Source organism: Saccharopolyspora griseoalba, assembly GCF_042665275.1.
Classification (GTDB): domain Bacteria; phylum Actinomycetota; class Actinomycetes; order Mycobacteriales; family Pseudonocardiaceae; genus Saccharopolyspora; species Saccharopolyspora griseoalba.
On record NZ_JBHTCJ010000006.1, the window covers coordinates 39,344 to 54,432 of the forward strand.

The following is a 15,089-nucleotide window of genomic DNA, read 5'->3' on the forward strand; positions in this document are numbered from 1 at the left end:
GCGGAACGGCGCCGGGCGTCAGTCCCGGTAGTGGCGGCCGGACGGGGTCGGGTCGACGAAGTGGCGGGCTTCGTCGGGGTCCGGCTTCGCGTGGCTCCCGGTGGACTGGCCGGTCTGCAACCTGCGGCGACCGGTGTCCGGGCTGACCGAGCGGCGCCTGCGGCCGGTGCCGGTGTCGCCGTCGTCGGCGCGCCGCCGGCGGCCGGTCCCGGTGTCGCCGTCGGTCGCCGCGCGGCGGCCCGAACCGGCTTCCTCCTCGACGCCCGGCCGACCGGTGCCGACCTCGTGGTCGGCGCGTCGCCGCCTGCCGGTTCCCGCGTCCCCGTCGTCGACGCGGCGGCGACCGCCGGTGCTCGTCGGCCGTTCCGCCGGGCGAGCCGGTTCCGCCTGCTGGGTGCGCTCGGCCGGACTGCTCCACTGGCCCTCCAGCGGCTGGGCCGACCGCTGCGCGGCGGCCTGCCGCCGGGGCGCCGGATCGCCCTGGGCCGGCTGCGGGTTCGGCTGAACCGGGTGCGGCTGCTGCGCGGACCGCGGCTGCTGCGCGGCCTGGTTCGAGCGGCCCGGCTGCGCGGGCTGCGGCTGCTGCTGACCGCCCTGCGCCTGGTGCAGGATGAGCCGTTCGCAGCTGCGCACCACCGTGCGCACCGCGTCGCGCTGGACGCGATCGAGCGCGGGGTTGACCGCCTGCTGCCGCCAGCGGTTGAGCGCGGCCGCGGCCCCGTCGGCGAGATCGGTGGTGAGCGCGTCCTCGGCCAGCCCGAGGCGGGCGCGCGGGTCCTGCCCGGAACCGCCGAGCAGCCGCTTGGCCTCGGCCTGCAGCGGCCGGGAGAACCGGACCTGGCCGGAGTCCAGCGCCGAGAGCAGCCGCAGCTCGTTCCACTCGTGCGCGTTGGTCAGCAGCCGCTCGAACTCCGCGTGCAGCACGTGCACGCCGGGGCGCGCGTTGGCGCGCAGCACCATGTCCACCGCCAGCAGGGCGGAGCGGGCGCGCAGCGCGTCCTGCCGCTCCACGAACTGCTCGTGCAGGGTCTGCCGGAGCAGCTGCATCCCGCTCTCGTCGACCAGCGCCTGCTGCAGGTCGGACATGCTCTGCACGCCGCCGCGCAGCAGCTCCAGGCAGCGGGAGATCCCGAAGTGCCCGAACTTCTCCAGCAGCTTCTGCCGCACCGGCGAGGGCACCGCCTCCAGCCCGGCCTTGACGAACCGCTCGGCGGACAGCAGCAGCGTCTCGCGGTCGTTGTCGGACAGCCGGGACAGGAAGACCAGGACCTTGAAGTCGTCCTCGGTCATCTCGGACGCGGCCTGCCCCAGCAGCCCGACCACCGGGATGAAGTGCTGCGCGAAGGAGCGCAGCGTCGGGTCGCCGCGGAACTTCTCGGCGGTCTTCTCCGCCGCGGTCAGCGCCTCGGGACCGCCGGAACCGGTCTCGTCGGCGCGGGAGAAGGCCACGATCGTGCTGATCGGCACGCTGCGCGCGGTCTGCAGCTCGTTGACCGACTGCAGGAACTGCAGGTCGGCCTGGCGCGGGTAGCGGGTCAGGTACAGCACCGCGTCGGACTCGGAGAGGATCTGCGCCAGCGCCGCGCGCCCGTTCTCCTGCACCGCGGCCGAGGCCACGCCGGGGGTCTCGATCAGCGTGATCGCCTGCAACCCCGGCGTCGGCGACTCGATGACCAGCCGGGCGACCTCGTCCGGCCGCCAGTGCTGCAGGTCCCGGATCGTCGTGGCGTCCAACGTGGACGTCGGCACGTTCTGCACCGCGCCGTGCGGGGTGTGCACCATGATCTTCGGTTCCGGCCCGTACTGGTAGACGGTCGGGACCTGGGTGCGCTCCTCGGCGTCGGTGGGCGCCAGCTCGGTGCCGATCAGCGCGTTGATCAGCGTCGACTTGCCGGACTTCACCCGCCCGCTGACCGCGATCCGCAGCGGCTGGTCGAGCCGTTCCGAGCGCTCGCGCAGCCAGGTCGAGGTGCGCGGGTCGTCGCGGTAGAACGTCATGGTGCGCAGCAGGAGCGCGCGGGCGCGCTCGAGCAGTGCCTCGTTGCTCATGCGGCGGTGATCCGGTTCTGGGTCAGCTGGGTCACCTGGCGGCGCAGCACGGTGATCTCCTCCAGCTTCTGCTTGATGTCGCGAACCCGCTGGTCCCGGTCGACCGCGCTGCGCTCGGCGGAGCGCTTGATCGCCTGGATGGACTGGCCGACCTCCAGCTGCGCCTGCTCGGTGATGCGGGTGAAGTGCCGGTGCAGCGCCTTGTGCACGGCGCGGACGGTGTCCTTGCCGTCCTTGTTGACCTGGAAGATCACCTGCTCGACGTAGCGCTGCACGTTGCCCTTGGCCTCGGCCTGCCTGCGGCGCAGCCGGGAGTCCTTCTCCTCCTTGAGGCTCTTGGAGCCCAGCAGCACGCCGGCGGAGATCGACACCACGTTCATCAGCGGCAGGTTGGCCATCGTGGTGATCAGGCCGAACATCAGCACGCCGCCGTAGGAACCGCGCAGCCCGGTCAGCACCTGGTCGAACTTCTTGTAGTCGGCGCCGGTCGGCAGCTTCGGGTGGGGCACGTTGCCCAGCGGTTCCGGCGGCTCGATCGGCTCCAGCGCCGGCAGGTCGGCGTCGCGCTGCGGCATCTGGTCGGCCACCGTCTCGGCCAGCCGCGCCTGGCGCTGCTCCAGCCATCCGTAGGTCTCGGCGATCGCGTCGGTGAGCCGCGCGTTGAGCCAGCGGGTGAAGTCGTCCCAGATCAGCTGCGGGTCGGCGACCTCGAAGATCTCGTTGACCTCGTGCAGCACGGCCCAGGTCCGCTCGCGGAAGTCGAACTCGATGTCGGTCATCAGCTCGCTGATGCCGTCGTTGAGCGTCTTCTGCCAGTGCGACTGGATGCGGCGCAGCTCCTCGGCGCGCCGCTGCGCGGTCTCCAGCTCGACCAGCGTCTCGGCCGCGGTGCGCGGGTTGTGCGCGGCGAGCTCGGCGCGCAGCCCGTCGTTGATCTGGGTCAGCGCCTCGGAGACGTTGTGCGCCACCAGCCTGCGGGTGAACTGCTCGTGCTTGCCCGCCAGCTCGGTCTGCAGGAACTCCAGCAGCGGCGGGAAACCGGACTCGGCGTTGAGGTTGGTGTTGCGCGACTGCATCGCGCGGTTCCGGATGTCCGCCGAGACCGGGAAGATCTTGGCCGACACGCCCGCGTTGCCGAGGTGCTTCTTGTTGACCTCCATGACCTTGCGCCAGTGGGGCGTGCGGTCGATCTTGGGCATCACCAGCGCGATGTTCGGGCACAGCGAGGTGGCCTGCTTGAGGAAGGTCAGCTCGTTGGTGGTCAGCTCCTGGGTGGCGTCGGAGACCATCAGCAGCGCGTCGGCTTCGGCGACCACCGACAGCGTGGTCGAGGTCAGGAACGACGAGACGCTGCCCACCCCGGGGGTGTCCATCAGCGCCAGACCGTTCTGCAGCACGGCTCGGGGGACACCGATCTCACTGCGCGTGACCGGACGACCGTGAGCAAGAGCACGTTCCATGTGCTCGCCGACGGCCTCGATCGGCACGGGGTGGCGGTCCAGCACGGCCGGCCCGCTGGCCGGTTCCTGCTCGATCAGCTGCGCGCTCGGCTCGTCCGAATAGCGCACCAGGGTCGGCACGGCGGTGACGACGTCATCCCCGGACTGGCAGACCGGAGCGTTCACCAAGGCGTTGACCAGGGCGCTCTTGCCCTGCTTGGACTCGCCCACGACCAGCACGAGCTGCGTCGGATCGAGCACCCGCGTCCGGATCTGGCGCAGGCGGCCGTGCAGATCGGCGCGCTCCTGCTCGACGCATTCGGCAGTAGCGCGGTCGATCAGTTCCACCAACGCCGTCTCGATCACGGCGGCCATTGTGTCTTGCCTCGGCGATAAGAGAAACCCAATCGGTTGAACTCACATCGTTATCGAGCACTCGGCGTGTTGTTCAGTGTGGAACTCATCCCCCGATAGGCGAAATGCCGGGGCCCGCCCGAAAGCGGACCCCGGCACTCAGTCGCTCGCTGCAGTCAGCCGTCGACTGCTCCGATCAGAGCAGGCCGTCCAGCGGCAGGGCGTCGGTGGCGGTGCCCACGACACCCTCGACCGCGTCACCGGCGACCGGGCCGGCGACCGGCAGGTCGCTCGGCTCCGGCAGGTGCGAGACCGCGTCGCCGACCGGGGCCAGCGGGGCGTCGGTGCCCGCGTGGGCGTCGGTCGGCAGCGCCTCGGTGGCGGTGCCGGCCAGGTCGTCCACGGCCGGGACGGACTCGGCGGCGCCGGCCAGGTCGTCCACCGGCAGCGCGGTGACGTCGCCGCCCGCGACCGTGTCGGTCACGTTGCTGGCCAGGTCACCGGCGACCGGCAGGTCGCCCACCACGCCGGTGGCGGTGCTCGCGACGTCGCCGGCGACCGGCAGGTCGCCCGCAACGCCCGCGGCGGCGCCGGACACGTTGCCGACCACGTCGCCGGTGGCCACGGAGCCGCTGACGGCACCGGAGGCGCTGGCGGCCACGTCGCCGGCGATCGGCAGGTCACCGACCACGCCGGTGGCGGTGCTCGCGACATCGCCGGCGACCGGCAGGTCGCCCACCACGCCGGTGGCGGTGCCGACCACGTCGCCCGAGGCGGCGCCGCCGACCAGGTCACCGGCGACCGGCAGGCCGCCGGCCACGCCGGTGGCGGTGGCGGCAACGTCGCCGGCGACCGGCAGGTCGCCCACAACGCCGGTCACGTCGCCGGAGGTCACGTCGCCCACGACGTCGCCGACGACCGGGGCGCCGGCCACGGCACCCGTCACGTCGCCCACGGCGCCGGAGACGTTCAGGGAAGCGGCGTCGCCGACCACGTTGGTGGCGGTCGCGGCCACGTCACCGACGACCGGCAGGCCGCCGGCCACGCCGGTGGCGGTGGCGGCAACGTCGCCGGCGACCGGCAGGTCGCCCACAACGCCGGTCACGTCGCCGGAGGTCACGTCGCCGACCACGTCGCCCACGACCGGGGCGTCGGAGACCTTGGAGGTCAGGTCGCCGGCGATGCCGGTGACGTCGCCGGAGGTCACGTCGCCGACCACGTCGCCCACGACCGGGGCGCCGGAGACGGTGGAGGTCACGTTGGCGGCCACGTCGCCCACGACCGGGGCGCTGGAGACGACGTCGGTCACGTTGCCCGAGGTGACGTTGCCGACCACGTTGTCGACGTCCAGGTCGCCCACGAGCGGGGCGTTCTGGGCCACGTTGTTGACCACGTTGGTCACGTCGCCCGAGGTGACGTCGCCCACCACGCCGGTCACGTCGCCGTGCAGCACGCTGCCGGCGCCGCCGACCAGGTTCACGGACTGGTCGACCACGTTGGTGGCGGTGCTGGTGACCGAACCGACCGACTCGGAGACGGCCGAGAGGTTCAGCTCGTCACCGATGCTGATGTCGTTGCCGCTCAGGACGGTGTTGCCGCTGAGCACGTCGTGCACGTTGACGACGTTGTGGGAGTCGACGTCGGTGTGCTCGATGTCGACGTCGGTGTTCCCGCCCTGCGGCATGTTGGCGTCCTGGTCGCCGTCCTTGCCGAAGTCGGGGAGGGGGGTGTTCTGCAGCATGCTGAGTTCTTCCTGCTCGTGTGGATGTGCGGGATGCAGTTCATTGATCGCGACGTACTGGCTGCTCGCGGCGAACTTCTCCACGCTGCTCGAAAGCGAGCGCTCGTACGCGTTGACGACCTCGACCGGCGCGTAGTCGAGGGCCAGGGACGTGGCTTGCAGCACGTCCGTCGCGCTCATGTCCCCGAGTCCGAACTGATCCAGCGCGGATCGCGGATCAGCGTCGAAGGCCGACCGGGCGGACGGATCGCTGACGAGGCGCGTGAGGAACTCGTGCAACGTCGGCTCCGCGGCCGGACCGGAGGTGGAGTGCGTCCCGGGGTCGGAGATGGGGGACTCGGCAGGACCGGAGGGGTGCTGAGTGTTCGCCATCGTCGGACCTCCCGATGCTCAGCGGTACTCGGCTGGTTGGACCGAGTGAGGTCTTGCCGTCCCTCACTCCCGTGTTGATCACGTTAGGAGCGCAGGCCCCCCTAGCCATCGGGTACGACTCCTAGTCATCTCGATCTCTATTAGGGGGTACCTTTAGTGGCCCGTTAGGGGGTTGTTGGGGGGCTCTGAAGCCTCTCCGTAATCGGGTACCGCTAAATTGTGTGGCACCGCAGCTGCCGCGACCCCGTCCAACGGCTGCGCACCACACCGCACACGAAGGGATTGCATGCCTTACGTCCTGGGCGTTCACCTCGGCTCGACGGTGACGACCGCAGCCACGGCGCGGCGCGACGGCGGCCAGTGGGCCGCTGCCACGCCGGTTCCGCTGGCCGGCACCGGGCCCGTGGTCCCCACGGTGCTGTGCAAGGTGCAGGACGGTTCCTTCGTCGCCGGCGAGGCAGCGGCCCGGCAGGAGATCAACCACCACGAGTGGGTCGCCAGGGGCTTCACCGCCCGGCTCGGCGACGACCTGCCCCTGGTCGTGGGGAGCGAGTTCGTGCCCGCGCAGCGCCTGGTCGCGGCCATGATCGAGTGGGTCGCCGACACCGTCGCGCACCGCCAGGGGCACCCGCCCGAGCACATCGCCGTCGCGCACAGCTCCGCGTGGGGCCCGCACCGGATCCGCCTGGTGCAGCAGGCCCTGGCGCAGCTGGGGCACTCCGAGGTGACCATGGTGCCCGAGCCGATGGCGGTGGCCGTGGACTACGCGGCCAAGCAGCGGGTCGAGGAGCACCACCCGCTGGTGGTCGCCAGCGTGGGCGGCAGCAGCACCGACGTCGCCGTGCTGCGCAGGCGGGCCCCCGCCTTCGAGTTCGTCGGATCGCCGCTGCGGTCCGACCACCCCTCCGGGCAGGACCTCGACGACGAGGTCTTCGAGCTGCTGCGCGAGCAGCACGGTGCGCAGCTGGACTCGCTGGACGCCACCGACCCGGCGCAGCGCGCGGCGCTGGCCGCGGTGCGCAACGAGTGCGTGCGGGCCAAGGAGGCGCTGTCCCGGCAGAGCGGGGTGACCATGCGCCTGGACCTGCCCGGCGGGCCCACCGAGTTCGCGATCTCCCGCACCCGCTTGGAGCAGCTCGCCCGGCCGCACCTGGAACGGGTTCCGGAGCTGATCTCGCAGGCGGTGCAGTCGGTCTCGCTGCGTCCTGAGGACGTCGACACGGTGATCCTGGCCGGCGGCGTCGCGCGGATCCCGCTGCTGCAGAACCTGGTCGGCGAGCGGCTGCAGCACCCGCCGCTGGTCGACGTCTCCCCCGAGCTGGCCGCGGCCAGCGGTGCCGCGCTGGCCGCTTCGAAGGTGTTGACCACCGGCACCGATCAGGGTTCGGTGGCCGAGACGAGCGTGCTGATGGCCGTCGAGGGCTTGGACGACTCCGAGCCCCACGAGGACGAGCCGGAGCCCGTGGAGCGACCGCCGATCGAGGTCGAACCGATGCCGATCGAACCGCCGGACGAGTCCAGGGCCAAGCGGATGAAGATCCTCAAGCTGTCCGCCGCCGCGGCCCTGGTGATCATCGGCGTGCTCATCACGTTCTTCGTCGAGGACGCCTCGTTCAAGGGCGTGTTGAGCCTGTTCCAGGCGATCCTGCACACCGGGGCGAACCGGCCCGGCTAACAGATCGGCAAAGCGAGCAACCGGAACCGGACCAGCCCCCGTCAGCCAACTGACCACAGCCGGCACGACGACCGGACCACGAGGAAGGCAGGCGTGAACCACCCCTCCACCACCCGCCCCGCCCTGCTCCCGGAAGGGCGCGCGGCCGGACTGCGCTCGGCGGTGGCCGCCGACCCGGCCGCCCCGATCGTGGCGGGCATCCAAGGTGCGGGCGGATTCGGCAAGACCACCCTGCTGACCCAGCTCGCCAAGACCTACGAAGCCGCCGGGGTGCCCGTGCTCGGGGTGCACGCGCTGGACCGGGCCGAGCAGGGCGCGGTGCTGGTCGACGACGCGCACCGGCTCGACGACGAGGTGCTGATCCGGCTGCGCGAGATCGCCGCGAAACCCGGTGCGCGCCTGCTGGTCGGCTACCGCCCGGGACCGCGCGGCCGGGCGCTCGGCGAGCTGATCGACGAGCTCGGCACGCCCGTGCAGCTCGCCCCGCTCGGGGTGGACGAGATCGCCGAGCGGACCGACGGCGCGCCGCTGGACTGGATCGGCTGGGTGCAGACCCAGACCGGCGGCGTCCCGCGCTACGTGGCCCGCCTGCTGAGCGCGGCCGCACCGGGCGAGACCCGGCTGCCGGCCCGCGCGCTCGACCTCTTCGGGCACGACCTGGACCAGCTCGGCGAGCAGGGCTGGGAGTGCGCGACCGCGATGGCCGTGGGCGCCATGCCGCATCCCGACCTGCTGGCCGCCGTGCTGGACCTGCGGGCCGACCAGGTCGGCGCCGCGCTGAGCGCGATGCGGCTGGCCGGCATGGTCAACGCCGAGGACGCGCTGCTGCCGATCGTGCGGGCGGCGGTGCTGCGGCTGGGCAACTGGGACCGGCGGCTGCGCATCACGCGGCGGCTGGTGGAGCTGCAGATGAGCCGTGGCGGCCCGGTGCTGCCGCTGGTCGCACCGCTGCTGGACGCGCCGATGGCGCTGCTGCCCGAGGCCACCCTGGCCTCGGCCTTCGAACGAGCCGGGGACGAGGCCCTGCAGGTCGCGCCGCGGCTCGCGCCGAAACTGCTGGCGGCGGCGGCCTCCGCGGGCTCGTCGGCCTCCGCGCTGCGGGCGCGGCAGGCGCGCGCGGCCGCGGTGGCCGGTGATCTCGACGAGGCGCTGCGGCTGTCCGACCAGGTGATCGTCGACGAGCTCGCGCCGCAGCGGGAGCTGGGCGCGCAGGTCGCGGCGGGCGTGCTGGCGCACCGGGGGCTGCTGGAGCGCTCCGCTGAGATGTGCCGCTGGTCGACCGAGAAGCTGCGCTGGCCGGGCGACCGTTCGTACGCGGCGGTGGGCCTGATCGGATCCGGGCGCCTCGCCGACGCGGAGGAGGTGCTCGCCACCGCCGACGACGCGGGCCCGCCGACCTCGTCGACCGGCGCCGCCGCGCAGCTGGCCTCGGGCGTGCGCGAATCCGTGGTGGGCACCGCGGCCGGCGCGCTCTCCAGCCTGGTCCGCGCGGCCTCGCTGGTCGAACCCCGCAGCTCCGCGCCGGTTCCGGACAGCCCCGCGTCGCTGGCCGCGCTGGTCGCGCTGCACTGCGGCGAGCTCGACGTCGCCGAGTCCACCCTGGACAAGGTGCTGGAGTCCGGGGCCGGTGGCGCGCTGCTGCAGAACCGGCACCGGCTGCTCGCGGCCTGGTTGCCGCTGCTGCGCGGCGACACCATCACCGCGCGCGCGAAGGTCCCGGCGGTGGCCGAGAACGCGGTGCGGGACCGGTTGACGGCGGTGGCCATCGCCGCGGGCATCGCCAGCCGCGACAACGACATGACGATGCTGGCCAACGCCCGCACCCTGGCCCGCCAGGTCGTCGCCGAGCACACCGTGGACCTGTTCAGCCTGCTGCCGCTGGGCGAGCTCGTGGTCGCCGCGGCGCGGCTGCGCGACCAGGAGTGGATCGAGCCCTACCTGGCCGAGGCCGAGGCGCTGCTGGAGCGGTTGGGCAACCCGCCGCTGTGGACGGCGATGCTGCGCTGGAAGCGCTTGCAGGCGGCCATCGTGCTGGAGGACCCGCGCGAGATGCACCTGCTCGCCGGCGGACTCGCGGAGTTCGCCGAGCACAACCAGCTGGCCTCGGCGATGGCCGAGGCCGCCGAGGTGTGGCTGCAGGTGCTCAGCGGGGAGGTCGACCACGAGCGCACCGAGAACGCCTCGCGCGCGCTGCACGTCGCCGGGCTGGCCTGGGACGGCGCGCGACTGGCCGGACAGGCCGCGCTGCGCACCACCGACCGCAGGGCCATGCTCGCGCTGCTGGAGTGCGCCCGCTCGCTGCAGGGAAAACCGCAGCGCCCCAGGGCCGTGCAGACCTCCGGCACGGACGCGGAGCTGCTCAGCGCCCGCGAGAAGGAGGTCGCCGAGCTGGTGGTCGCCGGCCTGACCTACAAGCAGGTCGGCAAGCGCCTGTTCATCTCGGCCAAGACGGTCGAGCACCACATCAGCCGGATCAAGCAGCGCCTCGGCTGCGCCAACCGCGAGGAACTCCTCACCAGGCTCCGCGAGCTGGTCGGCACCCCGCCCGGCTGACCGCCCGGTCCGGACCGCGACCTGGTGGCCGGGCGAGAACGCGGCGGTGCCGCTGCATCAGGAGCGGGGCTGACGCGCAGGTCCGGCAGCCGCTCGTGGCGAGGACGCCGCGCATCAGGTGCGCCCCGGCGCGCGGCCACCGGAGCGGCGCACCTCCCGAACGGCTCCTAGTTCGGGAGGTCGTTGAGGATTTCGTGGAAGCGGTCGATGAAGGGGCGTCGAGCCGCGAGGAGGTCGGCGGCCGCCGGGTCCGGGTCGGCTTCGCCGTCCATCGCGACCAGCTCCGCGGCGCGCTCCAGCGAGTCGTGCTCGCCGAGGGCGCGCCAGCCCAGCAGCACCGCGCCGAGTCCGGACCCGCCGCTGCCCTCGGCCAGCGAGATCCGCATGTTCAGCGCCGAAGCGATCGCGTCCGCCCACACCCGGCTGCGGAACCCGCCGCCGGTCGCGCGCACCGCGCGGACCTCCGCGCCGGAGTCGATCACCGCTTCGCGCACCAGCGCCAGCTGCTGCGCCACGCCCTCCACGACCGCTCGGGTCATCTCGGCGCGCCCGTGCGAGCGGCGCAGGCCGAGGAACGCGCCGGTCATGCCCGGCACCCACCACGGGGCCCGCTCGCCGAGCAGGTAGGGCAGGGCGATCAGCCCGTCCGCGCCCGCCGGGACCGCGGCGGCCTCGTCGAGCAGCTCGGCCACGTCGACGCCGAAGGACTCGCTGGCCCACGCGCCGACCACCGCGCCGTTGCTCACCGCCCCGCCGATCACCCACAGGCCGTCGGCCAGCGCGTAGCTGAAGGTCCGGCACCGCTCGTCCACGCCCGGCTTGTCCCTGGTGACCCGCAGCGCCCCGCTGGTGCCCAGCGACAGCGCCGCGACGCCCGGCGCGACCGCGCCGACGCCGAGGTTGGCCAGCGGTCCGTCCCCGCCCCCGAGCACGACCGGCAGCCCGGCCGGAAGACCGGTGGCCTCGGCGACCTCCTTCACCAGCGGCAACGCATCGGTCGGCGTGCGCAGCTCGGGCAGCTGCTCCGCGCGGATCCCGGCGACCTCCAGAGCGGGGCCGTGCCAGCGCAGCGAGGCCATGTCCTGCAGACCGCTGCCGGAGCTCAGCGAGTGCTCGGTGACGAACTCGCCGGTGAACTCGGCGACCACGTAGTCCTTGAGCGCCGACCAGCGCACCGCGTCGCCGATCAGCTCGCGGCCGTCCCCGTGCAACCAGGACAGCTTCACCATGACTGACTGGGTGTGCACCGGAGTTCCGGTCGCGCGGTGCAGCGCGGAAGCGGTGTCCCAGTCCGCGCGCAGCCCGGCGGCCACGTCGGCGGCTCGGGTGTCGGCCCAGTTGAACGCGAGGGTGGCGGGTCGGCCGGAGGAGTCCAACCCGACCAGGGTGTGCATCGCGGAGCTGAACGACAGCCCCGCGACCTCGTGCCCGTTCTCCCGCGCCCAGCCGGCGCACTCGGCCAACGCCTCGACCGCCGCGGCCAGCACCTGCTCCGCGTCCTGGGTGGCCTCCCCGGACTCGTCGGTGCGCAGCGGGTACCCGCGCTCGGTCTGGTGCAGCACGCGCGCATCGGTGCCCGCGGCGACGACCTTGGTGGCAGTGGTGCCGAGGTCGACACCCAGCACGACCGGGACAGAACTCATGCCCCCAACCTATCCGGCGCGACGGCCGCAGCTCAGCGCAGGCACCGTGCCCGGAATCACTCCCGCGCCGGCGGCACGACGCGAGTGCCCAGGGCGTCCAGGTCGATGCGCAGGTCGAACGGGTGCTCGGTCGTGAACACTCCCGTGCCGTCCGAATCCGTCTTGTAGACGCCGTCGACCACGCGCTGGGCGGCGAGAGTCGGCCGTTCGCGGATGTCGAGGATTCAGTACGCGGGTACTCCCGCCTCTGCGCGCTCAGCCCGCTTCACGATGTTGTCCGCTCGCTGCGAGCCGGGCGAGAGAACCTCGACCGCGAGGACCACGTCCTGAGCGTGGAACTTCGTCGGCCGTTCCAGGACGCGGTCGAGGCTCACCACGATCACATCCGGGGTCCGAACCGTCGGCGGGAACGTCCCGGCGATCACGACCTCCGGTTCGCCGATCGCGGCCCAGCCAACCGGTAGCGAACGATCGAGAGCGCGGCGGACAACCGGGTGAGGACGAACTGGTGGAAACCGGCTGCTTTCGGGGTCACGTGGAGGACGCCTTCCTGGAGCCCGTAGCGCCGCGAGCTGTCCTCGGGAGCTCGTCGAACTCCGCCAAGGTCAACAGGTGATCGGGCCAGGTCATCACGGACATGCCTCCATTGATAGCGTCGCCCGTCGCGCGCCCACATCGGCCGTTCGGCCAAACACCCCCTCGAGTGGTATCCACCCCCTGCAACCGATAAGGGCGCCCACCTCCTGCGGTCAGGAGATGGGCGCCCTCGAGCACCTGATCAGGTCACTTCGCGAGGGTTTCGGCGATCTCGTAGGTGTTGAGGGCCGCGCCCTTGCGGAGGTTGTCGCCGCAGACGAAGAACTCCAGGGTGTTCGGGAAGTCCAGCGCCTGGCGGACGCGACCGACGTAGGTCGGGTCCTCGCCGACCACGGCGGCCGGGGTCGGGAACACCTCGTTGTCGTGGTCGTCCTGCAGCACGATGGTGGGCTGGTCGGTGAAGACCTTGTGCGCCTGCTCGACGGTGACCTCGCGCTCGAAGGTGGCGTGCACCGCCAGCGAGTGCGTGGTCTGCACCGGCACGCGGACGCAGGTGGCCGAGACCTTCAGCTCCGGGATGCCCAGGATCTTGCGGGACTCGTTGCGGACCTTGAGCTCCTCGGAGGTCCAGCCGTCGTCCTTGCGCGAACCGGCCCACGGCACCACGTTGAGCGCCAGCGGGGCCTTGAACGGGGTCTCGGCGGACAGGCCGGCCGCGGCCAGCGCCCCGGCGACGTCGCCCGCCTCGACGCCCAGCTCCTTGCCCGCGACCGCGGCGATCTCGGCGTAGAGCCGGTCGATGCCGTCCTGACCGGCGCCGGAGGCCGCCTGGTAGGAGGACACGACCAGCTCGCGCAGGCCGAACTCGTGGTGCAGTGAGCCCAGCGCCGCCATCATCGACAGCGTGGTGCAGTTCGGGTTGGCGATGATGCCCTTGGGCCGCTCGTGCACCTTCTCCGGGTTGACCTCGGGCACCACCAGCGGGACCTCGGGGTCCATCCGGAACGCGCCGGAGTTGTCCACCGCGATCGCGCCGCGCTCGGCGGCCACCGGGGCCCACTGCGCGGAGACCTCGTCGGGCACGTCGAACAGCGCGATGTCCACGCCGTCGAAGGCCTCCGGGGCCAGCGCGACCACGGACTTCTCCTCGCCGCGCACGGTGATCTTCTTGCCCGCCGACCGCGGCGAGGCGATCAGCCGGACCTCGCCCCACGGCACGGAGTCGCGGTTGTTGATGATGTCGATCATCACGGTGCCCACCGCTCCGGTGGCACCGACGATCGCCAGGGTCGGAGCCATCAGCGACCACTCCCCGCGTAGACGACGGCCTCCTCGTCGCCACCGAGCTCGAAGGCCGAGTGCAGCGCCTGCACCGCGGTGTCGAGCTGGGTGTCGTCGATCAGCACCGAGATACGGATCTCCGAGGTGTTGATGATGTCGATGTTCACGCCCGCGTTCGACAGCGCCTCGCAGAAGGTGGCGGTCACGCCCGGGTGCGAGCGCATGCCCGCGCCGACCAGCGAGACCTTGCCCACGCTGTCGTCGTAGACGACCTCGGTGAAGCCGACCTCGCCCTGGATCTTCTCCAGCTCGGCCACGGCGACCTCGCCGTTGCTGCGCGCCACCGTGAAGGTGATGTCGGTGCGGCCGGACTCGGTGCCGGAGATGTTCTGCAGCACCATGTCGATGTCGATCTCGGCGTCGGCGACGGCGCGGAAGATCCGCCCCGCGACGCCCGGGTTGTCCGGCACACCGCGCACGGTGACCTTTGCCTCCGACCGGTCGTGCGAGACGCCGGTGATCATCGCCTGTTCCACGGAAAGGTCCTCCACTGAACCGGACACGGTAGTGCCGGGCTTGGGCGAGTAAGACGAGCGGACGTGCAGCGGCACGCCGTAGCGGCGGGCGTACTCCACCGCGCGCAGGTGCAGCACCTTCGCGCCGGTGGCCGCCAGCTCCAGCATCTCCTCGGAGGTGATGCGGTCGAGGTGCTTGGCGTTCGGCACGATGCGCGGATCGGCGGTGTAGACCCCGTCCACGTCGGTGTAGATCTCACACACGTCGGCCTGCAGCGCGGCGGCCACCGCGACCGCGGTGGTGTCCGAGCCGCCCCGGCCCAGCGTGGTGATGTTCTTGGTGTCGAGCGCGACCCCCTGGAAACCGGCCACCAGCACGACCTGACCCTCGGCCAGGGCCTCCTGGATCCGGCCGGGGGTGACGTCGACGATGCGCGCGTCCTGGTGCGCCGAGGTGGTGATCACCCCGGCCTGCGAACCGGAGAACGAGCACGCCTCCACCCCGAAGGACTCGACCGCCATCGCGACCAGCGCGTTGGAGATCCGCTCCCCCGCGGTCAGCAGCATGTCGAGTTCCCGCTCGGGCGGGGACGGGTTGACCTGTTTGGCGAGGTCGAGCAGCTCGTCAGTGGTGTCACCCATCGCGGAGCACACGACCACAACGTCGTTGCCCGCCTTGCGGGTCTCGACGATGCGTTCGGCGACCCGTTTGATGCGATCAGCACTCTCGAGTGAGGAACCGCCGTACTTCTGGACGACGAGCGCCACGTGAAACAAACCTCCTCGACCGCTGCGGTCTCCCGGGCGCGGGTTGTCCCCGCGCTGACACCGGGTTGACGAAAGGGCACCGGCCCTCGCGGACCGGACGCCCCGCGACTCGGCGGTCGGCAGCGTCGGCGGGTACCGGGGTCGCCCGGGCCAGCCGAAACG

10 protein-coding genes are annotated in these 15,089 nt (G+C 72.3%); 2 read left to right on the plus strand and 8 right to left on the minus strand.

Features of this window, described 5'->3' with window-relative positions; genetic code table 11:
* Positions 1-18 precede the first annotated feature (18 nt).
* The 3 genes from ACFQRI_RS13125 to ACFQRI_RS13135 form a co-directional block, all read right to left on the minus strand.
* The gene (locus ACFQRI_RS13125) at positions 19-2,049 is read right to left on the minus strand and encodes a dynamin family protein (RefSeq protein WP_380668154.1); all 2,031 of its coding nucleotides are present in this window, start codon (positions 2,047-2,049) and stop codon (positions 19-21) included.
* A complete protein-coding gene (locus tag ACFQRI_RS13130; RefSeq protein WP_380668156.1) occupies positions 2,046-3,854 on the minus strand; it encodes a dynamin family protein in 1,809 nt (602 codons plus the stop codon). Before ACFQRI_RS13130 ends, ACFQRI_RS13125 begins: the two co-directional genes overlap by 4 nt.
* Positions 3,855-4,038: 184 nt before the next feature.
* A complete protein-coding gene (locus ACFQRI_RS13135; protein WP_380668158.1) occupies positions 4,039-5,955 on the minus strand; it encodes an IniB N-terminal domain-containing protein in 1,917 nt (638 codons plus the stop codon).
* Between the two features lie 286 nt (positions 5,956-6,241).
* Between ACFQRI_RS13135 and ACFQRI_RS13140 the strand changes: the two genes are divergently transcribed.
* Together ACFQRI_RS13140 and ACFQRI_RS13145 are read left to right on the plus strand one after the other, a co-directional pair.
* Complete coding sequence (locus ACFQRI_RS13140; RefSeq protein ID WP_380668160.1) at positions 6,242-7,630, plus strand: Hsp70 family protein; 1,389 nt, start codon at positions 6,242-6,244, stop codon at positions 7,628-7,630.
* A 93-nt stretch (positions 7,631-7,723) separates the two neighbouring features.
* Positions 7,724-10,183, plus strand: coding sequence for a helix-turn-helix transcriptional regulator (locus ACFQRI_RS13145; RefSeq protein WP_380668162.1), 2,460 nt, complete (start codon positions 7,724-7,726; stop codon positions 10,181-10,183).
* A 167-nt stretch (positions 10,184-10,350) separates the two neighbouring features.
* On the opposite strand, the gene ACFQRI_RS13150 is transcribed toward ACFQRI_RS13145, so the two are convergent.
* From ACFQRI_RS13150 to ACFQRI_RS13170, 5 genes are all read right to left on the minus strand, one after another.
* On the minus strand, positions 10,351-11,826 hold the full coding sequence (locus tag ACFQRI_RS13150) for a gluconokinase (protein WP_380668164.1): 1,476 nt from the start codon (positions 11,824-11,826) through the stop codon (positions 10,351-10,353).
* 56 nt (positions 11,827-11,882) lie between these two features.
* A complete protein-coding gene (locus ACFQRI_RS13155) occupies positions 11,883-12,008 on the minus strand; it encodes a hypothetical protein (RefSeq protein ID WP_380668166.1) in 126 nt (41 codons plus the stop codon).
* A gap of 42 nt (positions 12,009-12,050) precedes the next feature.
* Positions 12,051-12,251: a Uma2 family endonuclease gene (locus ACFQRI_RS13160; RefSeq protein ID WP_380668168.1), complete on the minus strand. Its 201-nt coding sequence runs from the start codon at positions 12,249-12,251 to the stop codon at positions 12,051-12,053.
* A 358-nt stretch (positions 12,252-12,609) separates the two neighbouring features.
* Complete coding sequence (locus ACFQRI_RS13165; RefSeq protein WP_380668170.1) at positions 12,610-13,662, minus strand: aspartate-semialdehyde dehydrogenase; 1,053 nt, start codon at positions 13,660-13,662, stop codon at positions 12,610-12,612.
* Positions 13,662-14,927 (minus strand): aspartate kinase, encoded by a 1,266-nt coding sequence (locus tag ACFQRI_RS13170; protein WP_380668172.1) that lies wholly within the window; start codon positions 14,925-14,927, stop codon positions 13,662-13,664. The genes ACFQRI_RS13165 and ACFQRI_RS13170 overlap by 1 nt, the downstream gene beginning before the upstream one ends.
* Positions 14,928-15,089 lie beyond the last annotated feature (162 nt).

What these genes read in the sequence shown, in the direction of transcription:
- ACFQRI_RS13135 (WP_380668158.1), bottom strand. Translation starts at nt 5,955, where the DNA reads ATGGCGAACACTCAGCACCCCTCCGGTCCTGCCGAGTCCCCCATCTCC.
- ACFQRI_RS13140 (WP_380668160.1), top strand. Translation starts at nt 6,242, where the DNA reads ATGCCTTACGTCCTGGGCGTTCACCTCGGCTCGACGGTGACGACCGCA.
- ACFQRI_RS13150 (WP_380668164.1), bottom strand. Translation starts at nt 11,826, where the DNA reads ATGAGTTCTGTCCCGGTCGTGCTGGGTGTCGACCTCGGCACCACTGCC.
- ACFQRI_RS13125 (WP_380668154.1), bottom strand. Translation starts at nt 2,049, where the DNA reads ATGAGCAACGAGGCACTGCTCGAGCGCGCCCGCGCGCTCCTGCTGCGC.
- ACFQRI_RS13165 (WP_380668170.1), bottom strand. Translation starts at nt 13,662, where the DNA reads ATGGCTCCGACCCTGGCGATCGTCGGTGCCACCGGAGCGGTGGGCACC.